The sequence below is a fragment of the Maribacter huludaoensis genome (assembly GCF_029350945.1).
GTDB lineage: Bacteria > Bacteroidota > Bacteroidia > Flavobacteriales > Flavobacteriaceae > Maribacter > Maribacter huludaoensis.
In genome coordinates this window covers 1-24,330 of the sequence record NZ_JARKMS010000009.1, presented here as the reverse complement: position 1 = coordinate 24,330, position 24,330 = coordinate 1, and the positions used below count along the sequence as shown (strand labels likewise).

General features: G+C 37.3%; 22 protein-coding genes. 13 read left to right on the top strand and 9 right to left on the bottom strand.

What is annotated here, in order from left to right:
- The 3 genes from PXC01_RS18040 to PXC01_RS18030 all read right to left on the bottom strand — a co-directional run.
- The coding region (locus PXC01_RS18040) for an autotransporter outer membrane beta-barrel domain-containing protein (protein WP_476703491.1) at nt 1-1,559 on the bottom strand (1,559 nt) is incomplete at its 3' end.
- A gap of 251 nt (nt 1,560-1,810) precedes the next feature.
- The gene (locus PXC01_RS18035; protein WP_276473671.1) at nt 1,811-2,974 is read right to left on the bottom strand and encodes a T9SS type B sorting domain-containing protein; all 1,164 of its coding nucleotides are present in this window, start codon (nt 2,972-2,974) and stop codon (nt 1,811-1,813) included.
- The gene (locus tag PXC01_RS18030; protein ID WP_276473670.1) at nt 2,974-6,612 is read right to left on the bottom strand and encodes a beta strand repeat-containing protein; all 3,639 of its coding nucleotides are present in this window, start codon (nt 6,610-6,612) and stop codon (nt 2,974-2,976) included. The genes PXC01_RS18035 and PXC01_RS18030 overlap by 1 nt, the downstream gene beginning before the upstream one ends.
- 294 nt (nt 6,613-6,906) lie before the next feature.
- On the opposite strand from PXC01_RS18030, the gene PXC01_RS18025 reads away from it, so the two are divergent.
- From PXC01_RS18025 to PXC01_RS18000, 6 genes are all read left to right on the top strand, one after another.
- Nucleotides 6,907-7,650, top strand: coding sequence for a peptidase associated/transthyretin-like domain-containing protein (locus tag PXC01_RS18025; protein ID WP_276473669.1), 744 nt, complete (start codon nt 6,907-6,909; stop codon nt 7,648-7,650).
- Nucleotides 7,640-8,413, top strand: a complete 774-nt coding sequence (locus tag PXC01_RS18020) for a peptidase associated/transthyretin-like domain-containing protein (protein ID WP_276473668.1) — start codon at nt 7,640-7,642, stop codon at nt 8,411-8,413. Before PXC01_RS18025 ends, PXC01_RS18020 begins: the two co-directional genes overlap by 11 nt.
- Before the next feature lie 51 nt (nt 8,414-8,464).
- Nucleotides 8,465-8,971: a DUF6702 family protein gene (locus PXC01_RS18015; RefSeq protein WP_276473667.1), complete on the top strand. Its 507-nt coding sequence runs from the start codon at nt 8,465-8,467 to the stop codon at nt 8,969-8,971.
- A 57-nt stretch (nt 8,972-9,028) separates the two neighbouring features.
- Complete coding sequence (locus PXC01_RS18010) at nt 9,029-11,341, top strand: M1 family metallopeptidase (protein WP_276473666.1); 2,313 nt, start codon at nt 9,029-9,031, stop codon at nt 11,339-11,341.
- Between the two features lie 83 nt (nt 11,342-11,424).
- On the top strand, nt 11,425-11,763 hold the full coding sequence (locus PXC01_RS18005) for a Sec-independent protein translocase subunit TatA/TatB (protein WP_071340107.1): 339 nt from the start codon (nt 11,425-11,427) through the stop codon (nt 11,761-11,763).
- 6 nt (nt 11,764-11,769) lie between these two features.
- Nucleotides 11,770-12,345 (top strand): phosphatase PAP2 family protein, encoded by a 576-nt coding sequence (locus PXC01_RS18000; protein WP_276473665.1) that lies wholly within the window; start codon nt 11,770-11,772, stop codon nt 12,343-12,345.
- Here the strand turns inward: PXC01_RS18000 and PXC01_RS17995 are convergent.
- Nucleotides 12,308-12,949: an O-methyltransferase gene (locus PXC01_RS17995; RefSeq protein ID WP_074669802.1), complete on the bottom strand. Its 642-nt coding sequence runs from the start codon at nt 12,947-12,949 to the stop codon at nt 12,308-12,310. The two genes, PXC01_RS18000 and PXC01_RS17995, sit on opposite strands and share 38 nt — an antisense overlap.
- A 63-nt stretch (nt 12,950-13,012) precedes the next feature.
- Here PXC01_RS17995 and PXC01_RS17990 point away from each other — a divergent pair, with 63 nt between their 5' ends.
- The 3 genes from PXC01_RS17990 (at nt 13,013) to PXC01_RS17980 (ending at nt 16,052) form a co-directional block, all read left to right on the top strand.
- Nucleotides 13,013-13,483 (top strand): GNAT family N-acetyltransferase, encoded by a 471-nt coding sequence (locus tag PXC01_RS17990; protein ID WP_276473664.1) that lies wholly within the window; start codon nt 13,013-13,015, stop codon nt 13,481-13,483.
- Between the two features lie 65 nt (nt 13,484-13,548).
- Nucleotides 13,549-14,817, top strand: coding sequence for a kynureninase (gene kynU, locus PXC01_RS17985; protein WP_276473663.1), 1,269 nt, complete (start codon nt 13,549-13,551; stop codon nt 14,815-14,817).
- Between the two features lie 86 nt (nt 14,818-14,903).
- Entirely contained in the window at nt 14,904-16,052 is a 1,149-nt protein-coding gene (locus PXC01_RS17980) for an MFS transporter (RefSeq protein ID WP_276473662.1), read from the top strand.
- A gap of 6 nt (nt 16,053-16,058) precedes the next feature.
- On the opposite strand, the gene PXC01_RS17975 is transcribed toward PXC01_RS17980, so the two are convergent.
- Together PXC01_RS17975 and PXC01_RS17970 are read right to left on the bottom strand one after the other, a co-directional pair.
- On the bottom strand, nt 16,059-17,228 hold the full coding sequence (locus PXC01_RS17975; protein ID WP_276473661.1) for a peptidase associated/transthyretin-like domain-containing protein: 1,170 nt from the start codon (nt 17,226-17,228) through the stop codon (nt 16,059-16,061).
- Between the two features lie 43 nt (nt 17,229-17,271).
- On the bottom strand, nt 17,272-17,952 hold the full coding sequence (locus PXC01_RS17970) for a hypothetical protein (protein ID WP_276473660.1): 681 nt from the start codon (nt 17,950-17,952) through the stop codon (nt 17,272-17,274).
- Between the two features lie 77 nt (nt 17,953-18,029).
- Between PXC01_RS17970 and PXC01_RS17965 the strand changes: the two genes are divergently transcribed.
- The 4 genes from PXC01_RS17965 to PXC01_RS17950 all read left to right on the top strand — a co-directional run bounded on the left by PXC01_RS17965 (nt 18,030) and on the right by PXC01_RS17950 (nt 20,368).
- Nucleotides 18,030-18,656, top strand: coding sequence for an RNA polymerase sigma factor (locus PXC01_RS17965; protein WP_276473659.1), 627 nt, complete (start codon nt 18,030-18,032; stop codon nt 18,654-18,656).
- Nucleotides 18,656-18,847, top strand: a complete 192-nt coding sequence (locus PXC01_RS17960; RefSeq protein WP_276473658.1) for a hypothetical protein — start codon at nt 18,656-18,658, stop codon at nt 18,845-18,847. The genes PXC01_RS17965 and PXC01_RS17960 overlap by 1 nt, the downstream gene beginning before the upstream one ends.
- Nucleotides 18,848-18,867: 20 nt before the next feature.
- On the top strand, nt 18,868-19,701 hold the full coding sequence (locus PXC01_RS17955) for a mechanosensitive ion channel family protein (RefSeq protein WP_276473657.1): 834 nt from the start codon (nt 18,868-18,870) through the stop codon (nt 19,699-19,701).
- Nucleotides 19,702-19,819: 118 nt separating this feature from the next.
- Nucleotides 19,820-20,368, top strand: coding sequence for a ClpP family protease (locus PXC01_RS17950; RefSeq protein ID WP_036156068.1), 549 nt, complete (start codon nt 19,820-19,822; stop codon nt 20,366-20,368).
- Nucleotides 20,369-20,519: 151 nt separating this feature from the next.
- On the opposite strand, the gene PXC01_RS17945 is transcribed toward PXC01_RS17950, so the two are convergent.
- From PXC01_RS17945 to PXC01_RS17935, 3 genes are all read right to left on the bottom strand, one after another.
- Nucleotides 20,520-22,466 (bottom strand): OmpA family protein, encoded by a 1,947-nt coding sequence (locus PXC01_RS17945; RefSeq protein ID WP_276473656.1) that lies wholly within the window; start codon nt 22,464-22,466, stop codon nt 20,520-20,522.
- Between the two features lie 18 nt (nt 22,467-22,484).
- A complete protein-coding gene (locus tag PXC01_RS17940) occupies nt 22,485-23,387 on the bottom strand; it encodes a PorP/SprF family type IX secretion system membrane protein (protein ID WP_276473655.1) in 903 nt (300 codons plus the stop codon).
- A gap of 289 nt (nt 23,388-23,676) precedes the next feature.
- Nucleotides 23,677-24,330: T9SS type B sorting domain-containing protein (locus PXC01_RS17935; protein WP_276473654.1), on the bottom strand; the 654-nt coding region annotated here is incomplete at its 5' end.

Below are 24,330 nucleotides of genomic sequence, written 5' to 3'. Positions count from 1 at the left end.
CTATCACTTGAAAGTGTAGCCGATTCCAGGTTCTGGTCGTCGGTAGATACAAATCCGGAAAGGTCTACCTCGTTCGTCCCCGTTGCAGGGTTCGTTAACGTCAGGATATTGGAAGCATCCAGGCTCAGATCCGAAAGTTCGTTCGTGGCGGAGGTATCCTCGTCGGCAAGAATGTGATTATCTATTTTGGTGTCCACCGCAGCGATTGCGTTATCGGCATCCAGTTCGTTTTGGTCCACATCGTTCTGGACCGCTGTGATATCCGCGGATTCTTCAAGGGCAGAAAGGTCAACGGTAACGTCGTCACCGCCTTCAATATTAATACCCAGTTCGCTGTCACTTGAAAGTGTAGCCGATTCCAGGTTCTGGTCGTCCGTAGATACAAATCCCGAAAGATCGACACCTGTTGCACCGGCTTCCGCATTCGTTAGAGTCAGTATGTTGGAAGCATCCAGGTTCAAGTCCGAAAGTTCGTTCGTAGCGGAGGTATCCTGATCGGCAAGAATATGGTCGTCAATTTTGGTGTCCACCGCGGCGATAGCATTATCGGCATCGATTTCGTTTTGGTCCACATCGTCCTGGACTGCTGTGATATCCGCAGATTCCTCAAGAGCGGAAAGGTCAACGGTAACGTCGTCACCGCCTTCGATATTAATAGCCAGTTCGCTAGTACCGGAAAGTGTAGCGGATTCAAGGTTCTGGTCGTCCGAAGAAATAAATCCCGAAAGATCGACACCTGTTGCACCGGCTTCCGCATTCGTTAGAGTCAGTATGTTGGAAGTAGCATCCAAGTTCAGATCCGAAAGTTCGTTCGTAGCAGAGGTATCCTCATCGGCAAGAATGTGATTATCTATTTTGGTGTCCACCGCAGCGATAGCGTTATCGGCATCAATTTCGTTTTGGTCAATATTCGCTCTAATAGCAGTATCGTCATATGCAAGACTGCTGATATCCGTGCTTACATCACCACCAGCATCGGATACGGTTAAATTAGTTCCGTCAAAAGAGATGCCTGTATTGAAATCATCTGTTGCATCTATATCTAAATTGGCTGGTACATTCGTTAAATCAGTAAAACTACCGGAAAAATCATCGGCAGCATTTTGATCAAATTCTGAGAAATTAATTGCTGTTCCGCTAGGATCGTTAGATAATGTCAATACTCCCGCAGTATAGTTTAAAGTTTGAATTTCATTTTTGGGGTCTATATCATCTTTGTTCATGTTGAACGTAATGTCATTGCCGTCTCCGTCCGTTAGCGTAATTGTGCCGTCTCCGTTATCGGTAAATGAAAATGACGAAGATGAATTGCCATCGCAAAGGTTGGTCCAGACCGATCCGTTATAATAGTGAACACATTGCGTGTCCGTGTTATAAACTACGGCTCCGTTCAATGGGGCGATAGCCAGCATCTGTGTGTTTGTTAATCTAGTGAGCACAAAAGCCTTGTTGGTACTTTCTAATTCAACAATAGATGCAGGGTCGATAATATTAGGGTTTTCGCCAATTTTTACCTGTGCATGCGCACAGAAAGAAATTAATACGAAAAGTAAGAGCAATTTAATTTTTGTAAACATCGAAATATTGGGGGAATAGTTAGCACTCCCAAAAATAAATCAGTTTTTGTAGGAAAAATAGAATATGTTGTGTAGCTAGGCAAAAGTGTTGACAAACTAGAGGAGTCTATATAACAACGTTTAATCGTGAATTACAACGACTTAGATATGGAGTTGAATTGTGTAGGAATTACAAAATAATTAAGTTTATTCTTACTTATTATTGTAATACAAATGAATGTTGAATTTTAAGTTTATCTAGAAAGGTAAAGGAAACCTTGATAGTTTAAATCGTCTTCAGGTATGTAAATGGTGTAAAAATAAACTCCGGTAGGCAAGCCTTCCGATTCCCCAAAAGGGATATTGTTTAAATTGGAAAACCCGACAAATTCGTTTACATAATCTGTTTTTTCAAACACCTTTAAACCGTAGCGATCGTAAATTTGTAGAAAATTACTGTTGAACTCCTCTAATTCTTCAATGTAAAAATTATCGTTGATACCATCGCCGTTTACGGAAACATAGAAATTATCTATGAAAAGAACATCTCTGGCAAAAGGCTCGAACGGACTTTTAGATGAGCCAAGCGTAATGGCTTCGTAGTCATCCGGTATAAAAGATTCCGTAGTAACAAACCCTTCATTTAAGGTGCCTACCGGTACGCTACCTACCAAATTTACCCATTGCCGTGAAGCTTTGCTGAAGCCTACCGGAATAACTTCATCTACATTATCGGTCAGGTTTGCTATTGAGCTGCGCCCGTTCCAACTTAAGGTAACCGATGATGGAACGGTACCTTCAAGTCTCCAAAACTCTGTGGTATTGACCATCTCTACATCTAGGTCCGTAGCACCGGTATCAAACGAAGTAAGTGGTGTAGGGGCGTTGCTTGGGTTTTCATAAAAGTAAGCGCATTTGGCAAATAGGTTAACACTTTCTGAATTTATGATCAAAGGTCTTAAAAACAGATCGTCACCCACCGGGAAACCAAAATTCTGCTGATTGGTAATGGCCGCATAGCCTTCAATTTTACTAAAATCATTTTCGCCGCTGTAGAATGAATTGTCTACAAAATTGTAAAATACATTAGGTTGTGCCACGGGAGTTATAATACTGCCAAAAATGAAATTGGTGTTATTGGTATTGTCCATACCTAGGTTTAATTGCATATTGTTCTCCAAGGCAATTTCCATGTCATGAAACTGCGGAGTAACAGTGCCCGAAACCGTTAAAAGCTCAGATCCATAAAAACCAGCCAGACCAAGATTATTATCTAAAGGAGATTCATTAATGAAGTTGGTGTGAAAACCAATTTGCCCACCTTCATGAATACGAAGATTACCATTGTTATATAGTGCTGTTTGGGCGGAAATAGTTGCCGCAAACAAAAAGAATAGTATGTATGTGTATAATTTCATTAGTTGTTCTGCTTTTCTAATAACATGATTTTAATCTCTGCCATTTGGGCTTTTAATGCCTCTAATTCTGTACTCATGTTAGTATTGACACTTTGCAATTCTTTAATTTTCTTTTCTTGCTCAATAGTATGTAAAAATAGTTCTTCTATTTTTTCTAGATTGACTCTTGAAGATTCACTCACATTCCAAAAACCTTGCTCTTTTACCGCTTGTGCAGATTGTATACCTGGCAAGTGATTGTTTTCTTTCACAAAAGCTTCTATTATGGCTAAATCATTAAACTCATAGTTAGGGTTTAAAATGGAATTTCCTAAAAAGTATTTTTGGAAAACGTAGTCGGGAACAACGGTGTTTCCATTCATAAGAATATCACCACCTACGCTTAAACCTCCCGTTGTAATAATTCCAACAGTAAAGTTGGGGTTTATTTTTGAACCATCAATAGCTGCACCTAATGCAATGTCTTCATTTACAATACTTCCGTCTGAAATTTTTGCAGAAGTTACTGCATTGTCTTGAAGTTTTGCTGAGCTGATAGCGTCATCTTCAATTTCGCCAGGACCAATGGAATTGGGATTTAAATCTATAGTTACATTTCCAAGTAATGCGTTTGTTGCACCACCTATTGCTATGGTTGAATTTGGAGAGGTTATATTTCCACTTCCTGTTGGAGTAACTGGAGCCCAAACGACGTTACCACCGGAAATTGTCAATACCTCGTCATTATTGCCAGAAGCATTCATTTTTATAGGCTCAATTGTGCTGTTTTGAATATCTTCATTTAATATGGTTGCATTGTTTATTTTATCAGTGGTTACGGCATCGGTGGCTAATTCCGCAGTATTTACACCTAACGGGGTAATGCCAATTGCATCTGCCGCTGAAATAGTAATACCGTTTCCTTCGGTGTAAGTAGTGCCGGGTGTTGGTGCATTTATCCAATCGGTTTGTGTACCGGTAGAAGATAAAATTTGTCCTGCCGTACCGGATTCTCCATCTTTGTCCAGTAATAAATTATTTAATTGCAGACTTTGGTTTACAATAACATTCGTGTCATCAGCATCTTCTTCTATCCTCAGTGCTTCAAACCCACCAACCGAAAAGCCAATTTCATCTGCTGCTGGGCGATACATTCCTGTATCAATATCATCGCCAGTACTAAAAGAATATGCAGGAAACCCTTCACTGCCTTGTGAGGAATTGAATCCTTCTGAACGAACTGTACCTGCAACATGTAATTTATTTTGTGGAGAAAGGGCTCCATTTCCAATACCTACTCTTCCTAATCCTGTAAAAATTAAAGCATCGTCCTCTCCGATTTCGAAAGTTCTGTTTTCTCCAATTGTTTGTGTCAAATTTGAATTTGATAAATTATCCCCAACGCTTAATGCGTCAATTTGATTATCTACATAAGTTTTTACAGCTTGTTCAGTAGGGAAATCATCATCTGAGTTATCCGTTAGTGTACCATCGGTAGATTTGTTAATTGCGTTTTCTTTAAGAAGGATTGCAGCTGTATTTGCCGCTATTGCAGTGGTTAAAGCGGAGTCATCGTAATAGGCGCCATCATCTGTGGCACTTACGGTTAATGAGTTATCTGCGTCTTCACTAACTATTAAAATGTTGTTGTCAGCGTCTTCCCAACTAACTCCTGTGGCCGTTGTTGTAAGTATTTGTCCATCGGTACCCCCATTTATTTTATTTACGGTAACAGCATTATCCGCAAGGTCTTCGGAAATTATTGTTAAATCCAAAATTTCATCTGTAGTTACTGCTCCAGTATTAATATCTTCTGCTAAAATTACATCTGCTGCTATCTTATCTGATGTTACGGCATTTTCGGCAAGAGCCAATTCACTACCAGTAGTACCATTTCCCGTAATAGTAATTGCATCAGTTATAACTGTACCTCCGGATCCTTCAGGTATATCGTCCCATTCAACTGCACCTGTTGTACTATTGGTAATTAACATTTGATTACTTGTAATGGTAGGCGAAGCCGGTTGAATAGTAAACGGGCTAGCTGTAGTTCCGAGGCCTGTAATGGTAACACCATCTGCAACTTCGGTAGTTCCCCCTGTAGTACCTGAAGCGGCCGTCCAAACCACATTACCGTCCACATCGGTTGATAAAACTTGTCCGTTTGCACCGGGTACGATGGTAAAAGGTGTCGCTGTAGTTCCGTCGCCAGAAATTGTAACGCCATCGGCAAATTCGGTAGTTCCGCCAGTTGCTCCCGGTGGAGTTGCCCAAATAACATCTCCGTCCACATTAGTGCTTAAAAATTGCCCATTGGTACCAGGTGTAATGGTAAATGGGTCAAGAGCTTCTCCTGTGCCGGAAATAGTAGTTTGGTCGGCCACTTCAGTAGAACCTCCGCCAGTTCCTCCAGGAGCAGGTGCCCAGGTTACCGCACCGTCTACGGTACTTAAAAATTGACCGTTTAAGCCTGGTTCTATCTTTAAAGGGGTAACCGCTTCGTCTTCAATGGTATATTCACCAATATTGTTCATGGTAAGGTCTCCGCCTACGGCAACAGGTGTAGGTTCGCTTGTTGCGTTACCTACAAAAATAAATCCATCATCTAAACTTAAATTTCCTTCTGGAATGTCTACAAATCCGCCATCGGTCAAAGAAATACGGTTTCCTGAGATAGACAATTGCTGTTCATCTGTATTGACGGTATTTGCGGGCAGATCTACAAAACCTCCATCTGTAAGTGAAATACGGCTTCCTGAAATGGATAATTGTTGTTCATCTGTATTTACGGTACCTGGTGGCAAAGAAATAGTTCCGCCGTTCGTCAAGCTAATTTCCGTACCGGCAGGGTTTATGCTTAATTCTTGTAAATAATTGGATAGATCTACCGTATTAGGATTGTTCTCAATGCTAAGAATATTATTGGTCAGGTCTAATTGTTGATTGTCAGAACCTACCAAGGCATCTAAACTTATAGTGGATACGCCCGCCGTTGTAGATTTTGCAATGGTCAAGGTATTGTCCGTTTCATTAAAGGTTAGATCATAAAAATCGTTGGCGTCTTCCCACTGTACAATTCCGTTTTCATCTGTAGTCAAAAGTTGATCAGGTATGGTATTGGCCAAATCTGACGGCGCTATGCTACCGTCTCTAATTTCTTCCGTTCCAACGGCATTTTGTCTTAGTTCGCTAGAACCTACAGATTCAGCAGCTAATTTTTCTTGGGTAATGGAGTTATCTTGTATGTCATCTGGTCCTATGCCGCCATCTATGATATTATCGCCCAGAATGCTGTTTTTCGCTACTTCTAGATTAACACTTCCTGCAGCTTCCGTAATCTCAATGGTACTTCTGCCGTTTACAATGGGGTCATTGGTAATGGATAAATTTGCGGCATCGCATAAATTGATCCATTGTGTGCCGTCATAGTAATTAATACACTCGGTATCGGTATTGTAGACCATACCACCGCGCTGCGGCGTAATGGCTTCCATTTCTAAGGTGGTTACGCGGGTAATCACCAACACTTTAGAGGTACTTTCAAGCTCTAAGACAGATGAGGCATCTATATTTTGGGGATTATCTCCTATTTTAATTTGTCCGTATACGGTAGGTGCCGCTAGCACTGTAAAAAAAATAAAGAAAATTATTGCTTTCATACTTAGTGTCTTATGACCAGAAAATAGTGATTAACAAAAATAGAATTATCTTGTGAATACACTTTATTTATAAGTTGAAATAATAAGGTATTGGGTTAAAGAACATCTAATGTCGTTAAACGGTGTGGTTTTCAATAGTTGGTTTTAGCATTTATGATCTACGGAATTTACGGCATGAATATAGAAATTAACAAAAGTTTATTGGCGCAGTTTTTTTTATAAAGGTTACAAATCTTTTCTTTATCTTTTAAATGCCTTTTTAGATTGGGTATTCTTTATTTTAATATACGCTAAATGACCAAAAAATTACTTTTTTTACTCGTATTATGTACCACGATATCAGTCTTTGCACAAGATGATAGCAGGAGACCTTTAAGTGGTTCCGTTATATATATGAACATTGGGGTGCCCAATGAAAATGTTATTAACGCCACCTCTGAGCGTGCCACCATTACCAATGACCAGGGCTTGTTCCGTATTAATGTTAAGGTTGGGGATCAACTTGTTTTTACAGCTGTGAACTATAATATTAAAATGGTAACCATTACGGAAGAAATCTTGGCAAATAACCGTTTGGTGGTAGAGGTGAACGAAAAGGTGACCGAATTGGACGAGGTGGTCATTACCCCAGAACAGCAGGAACGTTTTTTAGAAGTAAAGAACCAAGAGTTTAAAGAGTATGAATATGAAATTGATCGTGGTACGGGTGTGGACAACATAGCCATGTCAGATGCCGAAAAAGGTATGCAAGACGGTCTTAATTTCGCCAATATTTTTAGGGCTATTTTCAAATCTCAAAATGAAAATGTAGAGGAAGTCCCTAAATTGAAGGTAAGTGAGGTATTACGCCAAGTGTATGACGATACGTTTTTTGTAATTGATCTGCAGATACCCCAAGATAAGATAAATGAGTTTTTGTATTACTGTGATGAAAAAATGCCGGCAAAATCCTTGTTGAAAAAAGAAAACGAGTTTCAGTTAATAGATGCTTTGGTAAATAACAGTAAATCTTTTCTTAAAGAATTAAATGAGGAGTAGACTCCTTTTACTTTTACTTTTTTCTAGCGTCATTTCATGGGCGCAAATTGGCGAGTTCAAGAAATTGGAAGGTAGGGTCTATAGTGATGATGGCGATGTTGCCGCTACGCATGTACTCAATATAACTTCTAAAAGAGCCAGCATTACGGATGAAAACGGGTACTTTGCCATTCCCGTAAGGTTGTTTGACACCTTGGAATTCTCTGCCGTTCAGTACAAAAAGAAAATTGTGGTCATCAGTTCTGCCATTTTTGAAAGCAAGCTTATATCCGTTGGGCTGGAAGATGCGCTTACCGAGTTAGACGAGGTAACCGTAACCCCATATAATCTTAGTGGTAATCTGTTGACCGATCTAACTACCTTAGATTTGGATCCTGTTGTAACGGCCTCTACTTTAGGTTTGCCCAATGCCTATGTAAAGATACCCACAAAGGCGGAGCGTGAACTAAAGGCGGCAACAGCTAACCCTATCATGAGTTTTGATCCCTTGATCAATGCCATAAGCGGAAGAACAAAAATGTTGAAGAAGCGTGTAGAACGAAATAAACTGTACGATAGAACGGAGCGGGTACGAGAATTTTACGCGGATAGTGTGTATGTAAAACAATTATCCATCCCCAAGGGCAAAATAGACGATTTCTTATATTACTGCGAGGTAGATCCCAGGTTTCAAGAAGTAGTGGATAGCCATAATGAATTGGAAATTTGGGAATATTTGCGACGAAAGAGTTTGCTGTATAGACAAAATAATTCTTTAGATTAGCCGCCCTATCTTTGGCATACGCTTTGTGATAAGCATAAAAAACAGATCATCATGAAAATTTTTAAACCGGTACTTCTATTATTTATACTCCCTTTTTTCGCATTTGCCGGTGCACACAAATTTTACATTAGCGTAACCAATGTTGATTATTCGGAGAAAGATGAAGCGGTACAGATTATTACCCGTGTGTTCATAGATGATATGAATGCGGTGTTGAACGAGCGGTATGGATACCCTGCGGTTTTGGGAACAAAAAAAGAATCATCTGTAGATAAAGAGTTTTTGGAAAAATACCTGCGAACCAAATTTTTGGTAGAGATAAATGGTAAAACGGAAAAGTATGATTTTATTGGGCATAAGTTTGATACCGATATGGTTATTTGTTATTTGGAGGTGCCCAACGTTCCGCTAAAGACACTAAAGCAAATAGGTATTACCAATGAAGTACTGACCGATTTATATGATGATCAGCAGAATGTGGTACATATAAAGATAAATGGTAATAAAAAGAGTCACGTGCTCATAAAATCACGTATTAAAGGAATGTTAAATTTGTAACATGTATTAAGATATCGCTATAAAAACTTTAATTTTCCAACACTAAATAACTATGAAATGATAAGAGTAAAGTACGCATTTGCGTCTATTTTATTCCTTTTCGCCGCAGTAGCTTTTGCGCAAGAGCCTGTAACCAAAGAAAAGGAGCCTGGTCACTACAACCAGAGCAAGTTTAAACAATTGTATGAGGAGTTTTCTACTCCTAACACCTACAGATCTGCATCTGGTGCACCTGGTCCTGATTACTATCAGCAGCAGGCAGACTATGTGATGGACATTCGTTTAGATGATAAAAATGCCAAGTTATTTGGTGAAGAGACCATTACATATACCAATAATTCACCAGATGATCTTGAGTATCTATGGGTGCAATTAGACCAAAATGTACGAGCTAAAGATTCTAAGGCAGCTTTAAAAAATGGCAACGGAATCTCTTTGGGCGATGCTCCGGAAAAATTTGTCGGTAATTTTATGACCGAGCCTTTTGATGGCGGTTTCAACATAGATTACGTGAAGGATGGTTCAGGAAAAGCATTGCCTTACACCATTAACTTTACTATGATGCGTGTAGATTTGCCTACGCCGTTAAAGAGTGGGGACAAGTATGCCTTTAAGATCAAGTGGAACTATAATATACCGGATCATACGATCAATAGAGCTAGATCAGGTTATGAGTACTTTGCTGAAGACGGTAACAGAGCCTATGTAATTGCACAGTTCTTTCCAAGAATGGCCGTGTATAATGATGTAGAAGGATGGCAGAACCACCAGTTTTGGGGTAATGGGGAATTCGCCCTTCCTTTTGGGGATTATGAAGTGAACATTACAGTACCTGCAGATCATATCTTAGATGGTACAGGTGTACTTCAAAATAGAAAAGAAGTATATACCAAAGAAATGATGGCGCGTTATGAAAAAGCGAAAAAGTCATATGACAAGCCTATAATCATTGTAAGCCAAGCAGAAGCAGAAGCTGCAGAAAAAGGTTTTTCTGATAAAACAAAAACATGGAAGCTAAAAGCGGAGAATGTCCGTGATTTTGGTTTTGCAACCTCAAGAAAGTTCATTTGGGACATGCAAGCCGTAAAATTGGGTAACAGAGACGTAATGGCGGTATCTATGTACCCTAAAGAAGGTAACCCGTTATGGGAAGAGTATTCTACAAAAGCTGTAGCACATACTTTGAAATCTTACTCTTCGCATACATTTGACTACCCTTATCCTAAAGCAATTTCGGTACATGCCAAAAGACAAGGTATGGAGTACCCAATGATCTGTTGGAACTACGGTAGACCAAATAAAGACGGTAGTTATTCTGACAGAACTAAATACGGAATGATCAGTGTAATCATTCACGAGGTAGGGCATAACTTCTTTCCAATGATCGTAAATTCGGATGAGCGTCAATGGGGATGGATGGATGAAGGTTTGGATACTTTCATGCAATACATGGCAGAGCAAGAATTTGGAGAGGCTTTTCCAGAGGCGATAGCACCTAACGATAAATATCCATCTAGAAGAGGTGACCCGGCAAAGATCGTACCTTACATGAGTGGTGATCAAAGTACAATATCCCCAATTATGTCTAACCCTGAGAACGTTTTTCAATTAGGACCAAACGCCTATGGAAAACCTGCAACAGCATTGAACATTCTAAGAGAGACCGTAATGGGCCGTGAGTTGTTCGATCATGCGTTTAAAACCTATTCTCACCGTTGGAAGTTTAAGCACCCAACCCCAGAAGATTTCTTTAGAACAATGGAAGATGCATCTGCCGTTGATCTAGATTGGTACTGGAGAGGATGGTTCTATACTACGGACTATGTAGATATGGCCGTAAAGGATATTAAGAAATACTACGTAAGCGATCAGCCTAACAAGAAAATGAAAGCTTATTTGGCAGAGCGTGGTATACCAGAGTCTAATTTACCACCAATGGTATATTTAGAGGAGTATGATGATGCAGCTATGGTATCACCGGAACTAAAGAATAATTTACCATCTGAAACCTCTAAAACGTTGAAGGAGTTTATGATGGATAATATGACGGCCGCGGAAAGAGCTGCTATAAAAGAGCCTAAGTATTTTTACGAAGTAACGTACAACAGTCCGGGTGGTTTACCAATGCCTTTAATTGTTGAGTATACGTATGCTGATGGTTCTGTGAAAAATGTAACCTATCCGCCAGAAATCTGGAGAAAGAACAGCAAAGAGGTAAGTATGGTAATCTCATCTGCCTCTGAACTAAAAGGAATTCAGATAGATCCTAAAATGGAAACTGCCGATATTGACACAACTAACAATAGTTGGCCAAAGAAACAGCAAGAAAGTGATTTCGATAAAATGAAAGAAGGAATTAAAGGACAATAATTAATAAAACATTTATTGAAAAAAGCCTCGTATAACTACGGGGCTTTTTTAATTTGGATACTAAACTTGTTTATATTTGTAGTATGATTGCTATGTATTCATTATTTATTAGTGGCGCGGAAATTTTCTTCATTATGTTTATTGTAGTGATGGTTTTTGGTGCCGACAAAATTCCTGGTATTGCCAAGGGGTTGGGCAAAGGTATGCGCCAGTTAAAAGACGCTACCGAAGATATTAAACAAGAAATTCAGAAAAGTGCCGACAAACAAGGTATAGATACAAGTTTTGTGACCGATATTAAGAAGGATATTGATGACATGAAACAGGATATTAGTTCCGGTTTAGGTACTGACGTTAAAAAGCAAATAACTGACGTCACTAAAAATATCAATGAAGTAACCGGTACGATCAAGAGAAAATAAGCGCTTATGCTAGATAAGATCTTACAATGGGATCGAGATGCCTTTGTCTATCTTAACAGTCTAGGTATAGAACAGTACGATGCTTTTTGGTCTACCGTTACCAAATTTCCACCTTGGATTCCTCTCTTTGCATTGATCATTACACTTTTCTTTATAAAATTCCCAAAGAAAGAGGCTGTAACAATGATTTTGACCATATTGATTATGGCAGCTTTTGTGGCAACGGTCACTGACCTGACTAAGCATGTAGTAGCCCGCTTACGACCTAATAATGACGAAGAATTGAATACGTTGATCCGTATTTTACGGAGTCCGTCCGGGTTCAGTTTTTTTTCGGGCCATGCCTCATCTTCCTTTTCTATAATTACGTTGACCGTTCTTTTTTTAAGGCGAGAATTTAAATGGGTGTATTTATTTTATATCTGGCCCATACTATTTGCCATGAGTAGGGTGTATGTTGGGGTGCACTTTCCTATAGATTTAATGGTAGGTGCTTTGGTAGGTATATGCTCCGCCTGGTTGTTCTATAAATTATACGGTCTGCTTATTTTACCCTACTTAGGGTCAGTCCGTCACGTATAGGTAGCAACACCGTTTCTAATTGTGGATGTTCACTTAGTTTTTTATTATAATCTAATAATACTTTAGTGGTCACATCTTTTGGGTTCAAAGGCTCAACCACCTTACCTGACCACAATACATTATCTGAAAGTATCACAGAACCAGATTTGGTTTTGGGAAGTACAACATCTAAATACTTATCGTATTGCTTTTTTTCCGCATCAATAAATATAAGGTCAAAAGTGATATCCATTTTAGGGATAATGTCCAAAGCGTTACCTACATGTTGTATAATCTGATTACCATAATCACTTCGATCAAAAAAAGTACGCTGAATTTGTTCTAGTTCTGCATTGACATCAATAGTATGTAATTGTCCGTTTTTCTGTAATCCTTCCGCAAGACATAAAGCGGAATAACCGGTATACGTCCCAATTTCAAGAATGTTGGCAGGATGTATCAATTTGGAAAGTAAACTTAAAACACGACCTTGAAAATGCCCTGTTAGCATACGTGGCTGAATAACTTTTAAATGCGTTTCTCGGGTAAGTTCTTGTAACAACTTAGGTTCTGGCTGAGAGTGGTCCGCTAAGTAATTTTCTAAAAGTGGCGATAAAAAATGCATGCGTTTCTTTTTGCAAAAATAGGGTTTTAAGCCTTATTTTAATGGACTCAAATTACTATAGCTATGAACAATGAAATTACCATTAGGGAAGCCGTAAAAAATGATTTGCCTGTACTATTACAACATGAGCAAGAAGTGGTCGGGGCAGAGCGCCCAATGGATCCTACGATACGAAAAAGTGGTGTAAATTATTATGATTTAAATGCCTTGATGGAAAACCCCAGAGCTACCCTTATGGTTGCTTGTGACGGAGATAAAATTGTGGCAACGGGTTATGCATTAGAAAAACAGGCAAGACCTTACTTGGATCATGAGACCTATGCTTACTTGGGTTTTATGTATACAGATCCGGATTACAGGGGTAGAGGAATTAACGGTAAAATTGTGGAAGCCTTACAGCATTGGGCCATGAACATTGGGCTTGCGGAAATAAGGTTACATGTATATGAGGAAAATGATCCTGCTATTAAAGCTTATGAAAAAAGAGGGTTTAAAAGACACATGATCGAAATGCGATTAAGAACGGAATCTTAAAATGCTATTATAGAATGGAGCTTATAAAATTGTAGGCTTATGTTTACCTTTATAGAAAATTAGCTATGGAATTTAAAAATACGTTGGAATTTGCTCGGTCCTTAGATGCGAAGGACAATTTGAAAACATATAGAGATGAATTTATTTTTCCTAAAATTAATGGGGAAGAGGTCATCTATTTTACCGGTAATTCTCTAGGATTACAGCCAAAAAGAACCAAATCGTTTGTAGATGAGGTTATGAAAGATTGGGCGGAACTTGCCGTTGAAGGTCATTTTTATGCAGAAAAACCTTGGTGGGACTATCATGAGCGCCTAGCAGAACCCTTGGCAAAAGTAGTGGGGGCGTTGCCAGAAGAAATATCGGTAATGAATACGCTTACGGTAAATCTTCATTTATTGATGGTTTCTTTTTACAACCCTACTCAAAAGAGATTTAAGATTCTTTGTGAAGAAAAAGCATTTCCTAGTGATCAATACATGTTTCAAAGTCAAGTTCGTTTTCATGGGCTAGACCCGGATGAAACTATTGTAGAGATTAAAAAGAGAGAAGGGGAGCATCACTGGAGAACAGAAGATATACTGGCAAAAATTGAAGAGTTGGGAGATGAACTGGCACTTGTTTTAATTGGCGGCGTTAATTATTACAATGGTCAAGTTATGGATATGGAAGCTATTACCAAAGCAGGAAAGGCAGTTGGTGCCAATGTGGGTTGGGATCTAGCACATGCCGTAGGTAATGTTGAATTGAAGCTGCATGAATGGGATGCTGATTTTGCATCATGGTGTAGTTACAAGTATATGAACAGCGGACCGGGAAATGCATCTGGAATTTTCGTCAATAAAAAACATTTGAACAAAAAAGACATTCAACGTTTTGAAGGATGGTGGGGAACCAAAAAGGAAACCCGTTTTTTAATGAAGCCAGAATTTGAACCTATGGAAAATGCCGATGCTTGGCAAATAAGTAATGTTCCTGTATTATCTGTTGCTCCATATTTTGCTTCGCTGACCATGTTTGAAGAAGTGGGGATGGAAAAGTTGATTGAAAAAAGAAACCTAATTGTTTCGTATTTGGAATATATTCTACAAGAAATAGATAAAGAGGTAGATAGCACTTTTGAAATTATTACTCCGGTAGATAGAGGCTGTCAGCTTTCTGTGTTCTTACATGGACAGGGCAAGGCGTTGTTCAATTATTTAATGGAAAATGGGGTGGTGACAGATTGGCGAGAGCCCAATGTAATCCGTTTGGCACCGGCTCCTTTCTATTCTACGTTTGAAGATATGTACCGTTTTGGTCAAATTTTAAAAGCGGGTGTGCTGGCAAATTAGGTTTTAGTAGAAAAAAGAGAATAGAATAGAGAAAATAGAAAAGTAATTTTTAAAATTTAAGCCAATAGCCAACTACAAACAACGAAGTGAAATCACTACAATTAATTTTAGGGAATGCTAGATACTTCGGTCCATCGTGGGTGTTTGCCAGTATTAATATTCTATTTGGTACGTGGGCTATTTATATACCAACTGTAAAGCAATCATTAGAGATAAATAAGTCAGAATTAGGTCTTGCTATTTTCTTTTTGGCTCTGGGTGTTTTTGCGGTTTTTCCTTTTGCATCTGCAATTATAAATAGGGTAGGCGTAGGTAAGAGTACTTTCTACGGAATATTGGCTAGTTGTACTGCGGCAATGTTACCGTTATTAGCCCCCAATTATTATGTACTCATGGGTGCATTGTTTTTGTTTGGGGCATCTAACGGAATTACAGATATTTCGATGAATACTTTGGTCACCGAAATAGAGAAAAAAGACAAAGTAAAGTTCATGGCGGCTTCTCATGGCTTTTTTAGTCTTGGAGGAGTACTGGCAGGTTTGGGTAGTTTTTTAATTGGGCCCTTGTCAAACCCTGTGTTGCATATGTCCATTGCAGTATTATTGGTTTTGCTGGTAAACTTTAAGTTTAGAAAGCACTATTTTTCTGAGATAGCCGAAGAAATTGAAAATGAACCGTTTAGTTTTGGTCTGCTAAAACCATTATTGTTGCTAGGGCTTATTTCTTTTTTAGCCATGGGAAGTGAAGGCGCAATTGTAGACTGGAGTGGCTTATATCTAAAAGAAATAGCTCTGGCGCCAGAAGCATTATGGGGGTTAGGATTTTTAGGATTTCAAGTTACTATGACATTGGGTCGCTTTTTGGGAGATGGTGTAAGTGATAAAATTGGGTCAGTCAAAATAGTCGCCATAGGGGCAATTTTAGCAATTGTAGGATACTTTTTAGTATTGACAACAGATACTTATTTCAGCATTATCGGTTTTGCGTTAAACGGTTTAGGCTTTTCAGTAATGGTACCCGAAGTATTTAGAATAGGAGGGAATGTAAAAGGAATAGACTCTTCTAAAGGAATTGCATTCATTGCTGGTTCAGGATATGCCGGCTTTTTGTGTGCACCACCAATTTTAGGGTTTTTGGCAGAGCATTATAGTTTAAGTAGAAGCTTTGTAGTACTGCTAGTATGTGCTTTCTTAATTCTATTATTTACACTTTTGTTAAAAAGAAAAAAGGCGTAGCTCTATTTAGTTTTTAATATTACTCTTGATTTTAAATTCGCTATTGGGATCTTGTACTTTCTTAATAAAATCTAACATCTCATCAGTTAACAATAATTGGTTTTGTGCATACCAGTAACGCTGATCGTAAGGGTAGTTTATTTTAAATAGATCTTTGGATGTGCTCACGTTTTTCTTGATTTCAAAGTCGCCTTCGTTATCAGATGTGGTTAGGATGAAGGATACATCGTAGAATGATGAAAAAGAATTCTCTTCATCTGTCAGTTCTACTTTTACATCATATCTGGCGGAAGCTATATAATATTTATTGGTATTGGAACTTTTAGAAAGCGATATTTCCTTATCGTAGGACACCGTTCTAAATTTTATATGTTTTCCACCTTTTTTAAAAGGCTTGTCATATAATTTAGCTGTCATTTTAAACCGTTCCATTGCATAGTCTTCTGTATTTATAATATAATGTCCTGAATGATCTTCGTCTTTTATTTCAGGTTTTGATTGAAAATTAATGCTGATTTTTTTACCATTATCGAAACTGGATTCAGTCAAATCAAAATCATCTCCGGTAGCATTCAAAGGAATTAAATTCATGAATAAACTGTTGAACGACTCAAAAATAAAATAAACATCATTTTCATCTTTGACTAAACCAACTTTTCGCATATTGGTCAACTCAACCTTAAAATCTTTTTTATCGGGGTCAATTTCTTTTGTATATAATAGCGTTCTTCTTTCCAGTTTACCTTGCAAGTCTTGAATTCTGGTAATTTCACCATTATATCTTAAAACACCTCTCAATAGAAATTTCTCTTTATAGGGATAAATAGGGTAATTAGATCTAATAGAATCCCCTACTTTTTGCCATAGTGTTTTTTCATTGGTAACCGTAACTTCATTAAGCTTCAATACGCTTTTGTTGAGGTAAATGGTATCCTTTACTTTTTGAAAAGTAGTAGTTAGTTTGTCATAACCTACTCTGTAAACGATTATAGAATCTGTGTTAGAAGAGAACTGAAACCGCCCATCTTCATTGGTAATGGTATGATTAATAGAATTATAGATACCAACAAATTCTAACGGAGTTTTGTTGGCACTATCTACTATTACAGCATCTATAGTCTGTTGTGTATATGCTATAAATGAAAGTAGAAAAAACAGAAAGAATGATGGTTTCATGGATTAGTTGATAAGATTGAAACGTATCAAACTTTGTATCATATTATTTCACCTCTACCCCGGAAAAATAAAGTGAGAAATCAGCGTCTGGTCTTTTGTGCATCATACTAATGTTCAATCCGTTTAGGGTTTTATAGTCTTCCCAAGTGGTCGTCATGTTTGGTTCAGACTGATTTTCCTTTCTGTATACCCATTCTTTGATAATATAATCATCTCCAAAATAATAATCGTAAGCATCGCCAGGGGTGTAGCCGCCTTCATTATTATAGACTGTAGTTAGTTTATGCATATTTGCTTTGCTGATCGGGGCTTCTACATTTTCTGTAAGCTTTTGGGTAAAACTATTTTGATCCCATACCAGTTGGTAAGGGGCAAGTAGCCAGAACTTGTCATTTACAAATCCGCCATCTGTTGCCGTCATGGTGCTATCTACAGATTTTCTGTTGTATGAAATCGTGTCCTGCCTTGTCATCATGGTAACATTGTTAGAACCGGTTTCCCATAACCAAGTACGTTCAAAATGTTCATTTTCACGATCTACATTAAAAGTAAATTTTATACTTTCAACATCTTTCCAGTTTTTAAAACCATTGGCATTTGCGATTTTTTCAAGAACTGTCAATTGCGTATCTTCGGCAACAGCAATTTTAGGCTTTTTTTGGTCGGTTTTACATGCTGTAAAAACACTTGATATAAGTACGGAAAGGATAATTAGTTTTTTCATTTTCGGCAGTTTTTCAAGTAAATATATCAATTACAGTATCTTTAACCTACTTTTATTTTTTGTAAACATCTATCAAAGTGACATTTCTTAAAAAGCTATGTTTTATTATTATAGGAAACCAATTCAATGAAAAATCGGTTTCTGGTGGTAAGAAGGAAGAATATACCGATTTAGAGTTGGTAAAGCGCATTGTAGCTAACAATGACTCTATGCTCTTTGGTGTGCTCTATGATAGGTATTCCAAATTGGTTTACAATAAGTGTTTGGGTTTTGCAAAGTCCAATAAGGAGGCAGAAGACCTTACCCAAGATATTTTTCTAATGCTTTATGTAAAATTGGGTTCTTTCAAAGGAAATTCCAAGTTTTCTACCTGGTTATATTCCTTTACCTATAACTTCTGCGTTAACTATGTTAATAGAAATAAGGAAAGAAAGATTAATGATAATTCTGTAAAGTTTGAAACACATGAAGATGTACCGGTAGAGGTGACGGATAATTTGTTGCTTGAGATGCAGGTAGATAAACTTAAGAAGGCCTTGGAACTTATTGCGCCCGAGGATAAATCAATATTATTGTTAAAATATCAGGATGGGGCATCGATAAAGGAACTGGAAGATATTTTGGAATTAAAATCCAGTGCAATTAAAATGAGGCTCAAAAGAGCAAAAGCAAAAGTTACCGAAATGTATAAAACCCTACCGTAATGTTAGAACAGGACAAAAATCCATTTAAAAACTTACAAGGAGATCTTAAGGATGTTCCACCAGAGCTACGTAAAAAAGTTATGGAAGACGTTGCTACGGCTAAGTTGATTATGGAGTTGTCTCATTTGTTCACAGGTAGTTTTGCTTCTATAATAGAGGGAATGCTGAATACAAAAACAAAAAGAAAATAAAAATAAAGTAGAAAAATAATATGGAAACAGTTGATAAGTGGAAAGACCTCACCTTTGAATCTTTAAGCAATATATTTAAGGATATAGCTTCTGCATTACCAGGTATATTCGGGGCATTTATCGTAATTATTTTTGGGTGGGTCATTATAAAGGTGGTTACCTTTATTTTAAAGCGAATATTTAAGGCTATTAAATTGGATAAAGCTTCAGAGAAGATCAACGAAGCCAAATTATTTGGAGATGCCGATATCAAAATTGATTTACCTAAAATAATTGTCACTTTCATAAAAGTGCTATTATGGTTGGTGTTTATCATTGTTGCATCGGATATCATGGGTTTAACCATTATATCTACAGAAATAGCCAACCTTTTAAGATACTTGCCAATATTATTATCTGCAATGATTATTTTTATGATCGGGCTATTTTTGGCAAAGACCATCAAAGAAACTATTGTTAAGGTATTTGATTCTATAGGCCTTGGTGGAGGTAAACTTCTTGGTAACGTTCTGTTTTACCTTATTATCATTTTTGTGAGTATTACTGCACTAAATCAGGCAGGTATAGACACTCAGATAATTACCAATAATTTTACGATCGTTTTAGGAGCGTTCTTACTTGCTATAGCATTGGCACTAGGTCTTGGGTCAAGGGAAATTGTAGGTGATCTGCTAAGAACATTTTACTCCAGAAAGATTTATGAAGTAGGGGACAAGGTTAAAATTGGAGATTTACAGGGTACCGTAATCGGTATTGATAATATATCAATGATATTAAAAACTAAAACGGGTAAGATAGTTATTCCTATTAAAAAGGTTGTAGAAAAAACTGTTACCGTAGAAGAACAATCCTAAACACAGATTAACGTTTTACAATAAATAGAAACAGATTTAGTAATAATCTAAAGAGGTATTGCTAATTATGTTTATGATTTAATTCATTAATTTTGTTAGAGATAAATAAACTTAAAATATGAGTGCTAAAAAAGGAAAAATTCAGGAAGCCATAGATGAAAAAATGCTGGAGGAAAGAAAAGTCTTTCTATGGGGTATGGTTGATGACGATTCTGCAAAACATGTAATTGACAGGTTGTTATATCTAGATATGCAGAACAATAAAGAAATACAATTATATATTAATAGTCCAGGTGGTTACGTTACTTCTGGTTTTGCAATGTATGATACTATAAAAGCTTTAAAGAGTCCCGTTTCAACTATCTGTACAGGTTTGGCGGCATCAATGGGTTCTATCTTATTATCAGTAGGTAAAAAGGGTAGAAGATTTATTCAGCCACATGCTCAGGTAATGATCCACCAACCAAGTGGCGGTGCAAGAGGTCAAGCTTCTAACATTGAAATTCAGGCAAGGGAAATTATCAAGACCAAAGAGTTGAGTGCACAAATTTTAGCGGATAACTGTGGTCAAGATTTTGATAAAGTTTTAAAAGATTTTGATAGAGATTATTGGATGAATGCAGAAGAATCTATTAAATATGGTATCGTAGACGGTATTATGGAATAGTAGTAAGTAAGCTATAAAATTTAAAAAGTCCTTTACCAATGTGGTAAAGGACTTTTTTTTGGTTGGTAGTTAACTTTTGGAAAACAAAATGTTTTCCGGTCTTATCTTAAAAAGATAAGGTTGTTGTTGAATTTATGAGGTATGCGTAAAATTATTTAGAGGCCAATACACCTTTTTTAATCTGTAGTATTGGGAATTCCGTTCTTCTGTTTAGCTCCAATTCTTCTGGAGTACAATCTTCTTTACTGGTACATTTATTAATTGGTACACGTTTGCCAAAGCCTTTGTAAGAAACAATTCTATCTTGAGATACTCCGTTTTCAATGAGATACTCATAAGTAGATTTAGCCCTACTTTCAGAAAGGTTATCATTATAGGTATGGCTGCCTACAGGATCGGTATGCGCTTCAAGTTTTATGATCATGTCTGGATATGTAACATTCATTACCTTAACGACTTTATCTAATTCCCTTGCGGCATCTGGTCTTATATCACTCTTATTGAAATCGAAATATATTTTATTAAGTCCCGCTAATAATTTTAAATCAAGAACAGGTTCAAGAACAATGTCCTGTCTCATTATTTTTTGAGCCTTTGGTGTTTTTGACGTATTAAAGAAAACATTTTTATGAGGGTGCGTTTTTCTGACCGCCTCTATCATATAATTTGTTTTTCTATTTACCGGAAATCTGTAATACCCATTTTCATCTGTTGTTGTTTGTGCAACTAGTGTATTGGTTACTTGATCATATAAAGTTACTTTAACACTATCTAACATTTTATTGTTTACACCATCTACAACATACCCTTCAACATCTAATGCAGGGGTAAATTTAAATTTATAGATATCATCACTACCAACACCACCTTCTCGGTTAGAACTTACATAGCCATCTAATCCGTTAGGCAAACCATAATACGCAAAATCATCACTAGAACTATTAATAGGAGTACCTAAATTAATAATGTCTATTACCTCACCATCTTCGTTAGAAATTGTGGAGAAAACATCTAATTGACCAAAACCGACATGACCATCTGAACTAAAGAACAATTTACCTTCCTCGTTAATGAACGGAAACATTTCGTTGCCCTCTGTATTAACAATAGGTCCGGCATTAATAGGTTCTTGTACGCCGCCACGCTCATGAATTTCAGCATAGTAAATATCTGTACCACCATAACCACCAGGTCTATCCGATGCAAAGTAAATGCGTGTTCTCGCAAGATTTACAGACGGATGCCCGGTGGAATAGTAGTCACTATTAACCCTAAGGTTACTGTTTTCTTCCCACTTGCCATCAATAAATTTGGCCGTATATATTTTTAGATTAATTTCATTGGATACACCGTAACCGGCTTTTTTATCATAAAAGTTGTTACGGGTAAAATACATAATAGTATCGTTCTTGTAATCCGTAGAAAAGGCTACGGAACTTTCATGGTACTTAGTGTTTATGTCTCCTTTTACACGTCTAGGTTCAGACATAGGATTACCTTCTTGTACGGTAAAAAGATCTAGCCAAGGTTCATCGTTCCAGCCATAACTTTCACCGGTAACCACATCTCTTCTTGAAGAGCTGAAATACAGATTTCCCATAAACCGATATACCCCAAAATCACTGTCCGAAGAATTGAAGGCAACGGGCTCTACTTCGTAACGTTGTCTACTGTTAAATACTACAGAAGCTAAATTACCATCTTGTAAAAATCGCTTTACTCGAGAATCGTTCTTGTTGTATTTCTTGTATTTTTTCAACCATGCTTCAGACTCCTCCATATCACCATTGGCATATAATGCCATGGCATATTTAAAATAGTAATCTGTTGGTAAGGTTGCATTATTGATTACAGCACTAAAATGTGGAATAGACTTTTTGTAGTCACGTATTAAAAGGTAACACTCCGCTAATTGCTGATGCGCATATTCTGCATTAAAATCAGCTTGAACCATTTTTTCGTATTCTGGTATGGCCAATGAATAAGAGAACTTGCTGAAATAATAATCTGCTTTTTTTTGCGATGCAATTTGTGCTATAGAGAATTGACCAACCAATAAAAGAAGCATCAATAGCACGATGTTTTTATAATTTTTCATCGTATCGATTTTAAATTATTAGAAATATCTAGGAGACTTCACAGGACCTAACACCTTTTTGAAAAGTTCATAGATCAATATTATTTCATGTGTGCCACCAGTGTAAGGCCTAACTGCAGAGGTAGGCAGATCATAGGCATAACCAACTCTAAAATCTCTAGATACCTGGTAATCCATCATGGCACCAAAGTTTGATGCATCATTAACTCTATAAGAAGTACCGATCCAAAACTTTTCGTTAAACAAAAAGTTAATGGTAAAGTCATACGTTGCCGGAGCACCATTGGTAAATTTTGCAATAACGGTTGGTTTAAACTTTGTTGTTTCAGAAAGGTCGAATACCATACCGCCAATAGCATAATAACTATTACGTTCTATAGCTTCAAACTCACCATCGTTTAAATCTGTGTTTAGAATTCTGGGTGAAGAAATACCGGCATACCACCTGTTGGAACCAATATAAAAACCGGCACCAAAATTAGGATTGATATTATTAAAATTAGCGTTGAAAAATTGATCGTTAGGATCAGGATTTTCTAAGTTATAGCTAGTAAAACCACCTTTAAGTCCAAAACGCATTTTAACTTGTTGACTTACCGGAACGGTATAAGAGAAATCACCATAAAAATAGTTGGTACTTTCAAAACCTAACTTATCGTTAATATAGGATACGCCAATACCCACACGCTCATTTTTCATAGGTGTATGTACAGATAACGTACTTGTTCTTGGGTTACCCTCAAGACCTGCCCATTGGTTTCTATGAAGAACAGTAACATTTAACGTTTCTCTACTACCAGCATATGCCGGGTTTACAGAGATGGTATTGTACATGTATTGTGTAAACTGCGGTAATTGTTGTGCGCTTACAAAGGCACTTGTAAAAAGTAAAATGGCTAAGAATAAATTAGCTTTTTTCATGGTTATGCTCGGATTTAGCTTTTTAGGGCTATTTGTTAATATATAAGTAGGTTAATCTTACTTTGTACAAATTTAATTGCTGTTGTCAAGTATTTAAAAATTAACGGTTGACCCTCATTAATATTCGTTCTTATACCGCATTTTCGTTCAATAGCGGTATTTGTCGGATGAACTAAATAGGTATTGCTTTGGACTTATTATAAGCAGGTTATAAGTGTTTTTTTTACTGTTAATCAATAAAAAAAGCCTCACCATTTTTATGGTGAGGCTTTTAAAAATAAGGATGCTTTTATTGGTTAGTGCCTAAGTAGATGTAGCCACTAAATGAATCTATTTTTTTGTATGTTAGTTTATCGGTCGCATTTATAATATAGAAGTATGTCCCAGTTGGTAGCATTCCAGATTGCCCGAAAGAACCATCCGGAGATTCACCGCCCCAATCGTTTTGGTAATCTTTTGCCTCGGCTACCTTGGTACCCCATCTATTAAAGATCATAACTTCGAAAGTTAAGGCACAACTCTCGGCTCCTCTAATTTCAAAGAAGTCATTGACACCGTCTCCGTTGGCGGTAACCGCTTTGGATATTTCTATATCCCCTCGTCCACATGGTACACATTCCGTATTTACGACAATGGTAAAGTCAACATAATACATACAGGTGCCCTCCGTAGAACTATAGGCAATTTTATATTCGCCCGGTTCATGGTTCATTGGGTCAAATATGTTCCGTTCAAGAACAACATCGCCTTCTAGGGTCATAAACGTACCATTGCTGTCAAAGTCTGCCGGCAGGTAATTCAATAGATCGATCGGCTCCTCCTCTATACAGATGTTAATTGTAATCTCTTGCAATTGAGGTTGCAGCACAAACACGATCTGTTCAAAGGAAGCGGTGTTGCCACAAGAATCTGTAACGTTCCAAGTTCTTATGATCATGTAATC

Excerpts from the sequence above, each read along its gene's own strand:
- PXC01_RS17945 (WP_276473656.1), bottom strand. The coding sequence starts at position 22,466 with ATGAAAAATTATAAAAACATCGTGCTATTGATGCTTCTTTTATTGGTT.
- kynU (WP_276473663.1), top strand. The coding sequence starts at position 13,549 with ATGGAATTTAAAAATACGTTGGAATTTGCTCGGTCCTTAGATGCGAAG.
- PXC01_RS17960 (WP_276473658.1), top strand. The coding sequence starts at position 18,656 with ATGTTAGAACAGGACAAAAATCCATTTAAAAACTTACAAGGAGATCTT.
- PXC01_RS18030 (WP_276473670.1), bottom strand. The coding sequence starts at position 6,612 with ATGAAAGCAATAATTTTCTTTATTTTTTTTACAGTGCTAGCGGCACCT.
- PXC01_RS17955 (WP_276473657.1), top strand. The coding sequence starts at position 18,868 with ATGGAAACAGTTGATAAGTGGAAAGACCTCACCTTTGAATCTTTAAGC.
- PXC01_RS18020 (WP_276473668.1), top strand. The coding sequence starts at position 7,640 with ATGAGGAGTAGACTCCTTTTACTTTTACTTTTTTCTAGCGTCATTTCA.
- PXC01_RS18015 (WP_276473667.1), top strand. The coding sequence starts at position 8,465 with ATGAAAATTTTTAAACCGGTACTTCTATTATTTATACTCCCTTTTTTC.
- PXC01_RS18010 (WP_276473666.1), top strand. The coding sequence starts at position 9,029 with ATGATAAGAGTAAAGTACGCATTTGCGTCTATTTTATTCCTTTTCGCC.
- PXC01_RS17970 (WP_276473660.1), bottom strand. The coding sequence starts at position 17,952 with ATGAAAAAACTAATTATCCTTTCCGTACTTATATCAAGTGTTTTTACA.
- PXC01_RS17950 (WP_036156068.1), top strand. The coding sequence starts at position 19,820 with ATGAGTGCTAAAAAAGGAAAAATTCAGGAAGCCATAGATGAAAAAATG.
- PXC01_RS18035 (WP_276473671.1), bottom strand. The coding sequence starts at position 2,974 with ATGAAATTATACACATACATACTATTCTTTTTGTTTGCGGCAACTATT.
- PXC01_RS18025 (WP_276473669.1), top strand. The coding sequence starts at position 6,907 with ATGACCAAAAAATTACTTTTTTTACTCGTATTATGTACCACGATATCA.
- PXC01_RS17995 (WP_074669802.1), bottom strand. The coding sequence starts at position 12,949 with ATGCATTTTTTATCGCCACTTTTAGAAAATTACTTAGCGGACCACTCT.
- PXC01_RS17975 (WP_276473661.1), bottom strand. The coding sequence starts at position 17,228 with ATGAAACCATCATTCTTTCTGTTTTTTCTACTTTCATTTATAGCATAT.
- PXC01_RS18005 (WP_071340107.1), top strand. The coding sequence starts at position 11,425 with ATGATTGCTATGTATTCATTATTTATTAGTGGCGCGGAAATTTTCTTC.
- PXC01_RS17990 (WP_276473664.1), top strand. The coding sequence starts at position 13,013 with ATGAACAATGAAATTACCATTAGGGAAGCCGTAAAAAATGATTTGCCT.
- PXC01_RS18000 (WP_276473665.1), top strand. The coding sequence starts at position 11,770 with ATGCTAGATAAGATCTTACAATGGGATCGAGATGCCTTTGTCTATCTT.
- PXC01_RS17940 (WP_276473655.1), bottom strand. The coding sequence starts at position 23,387 with ATGAAAAAAGCTAATTTATTCTTAGCCATTTTACTTTTTACAAGTGCC.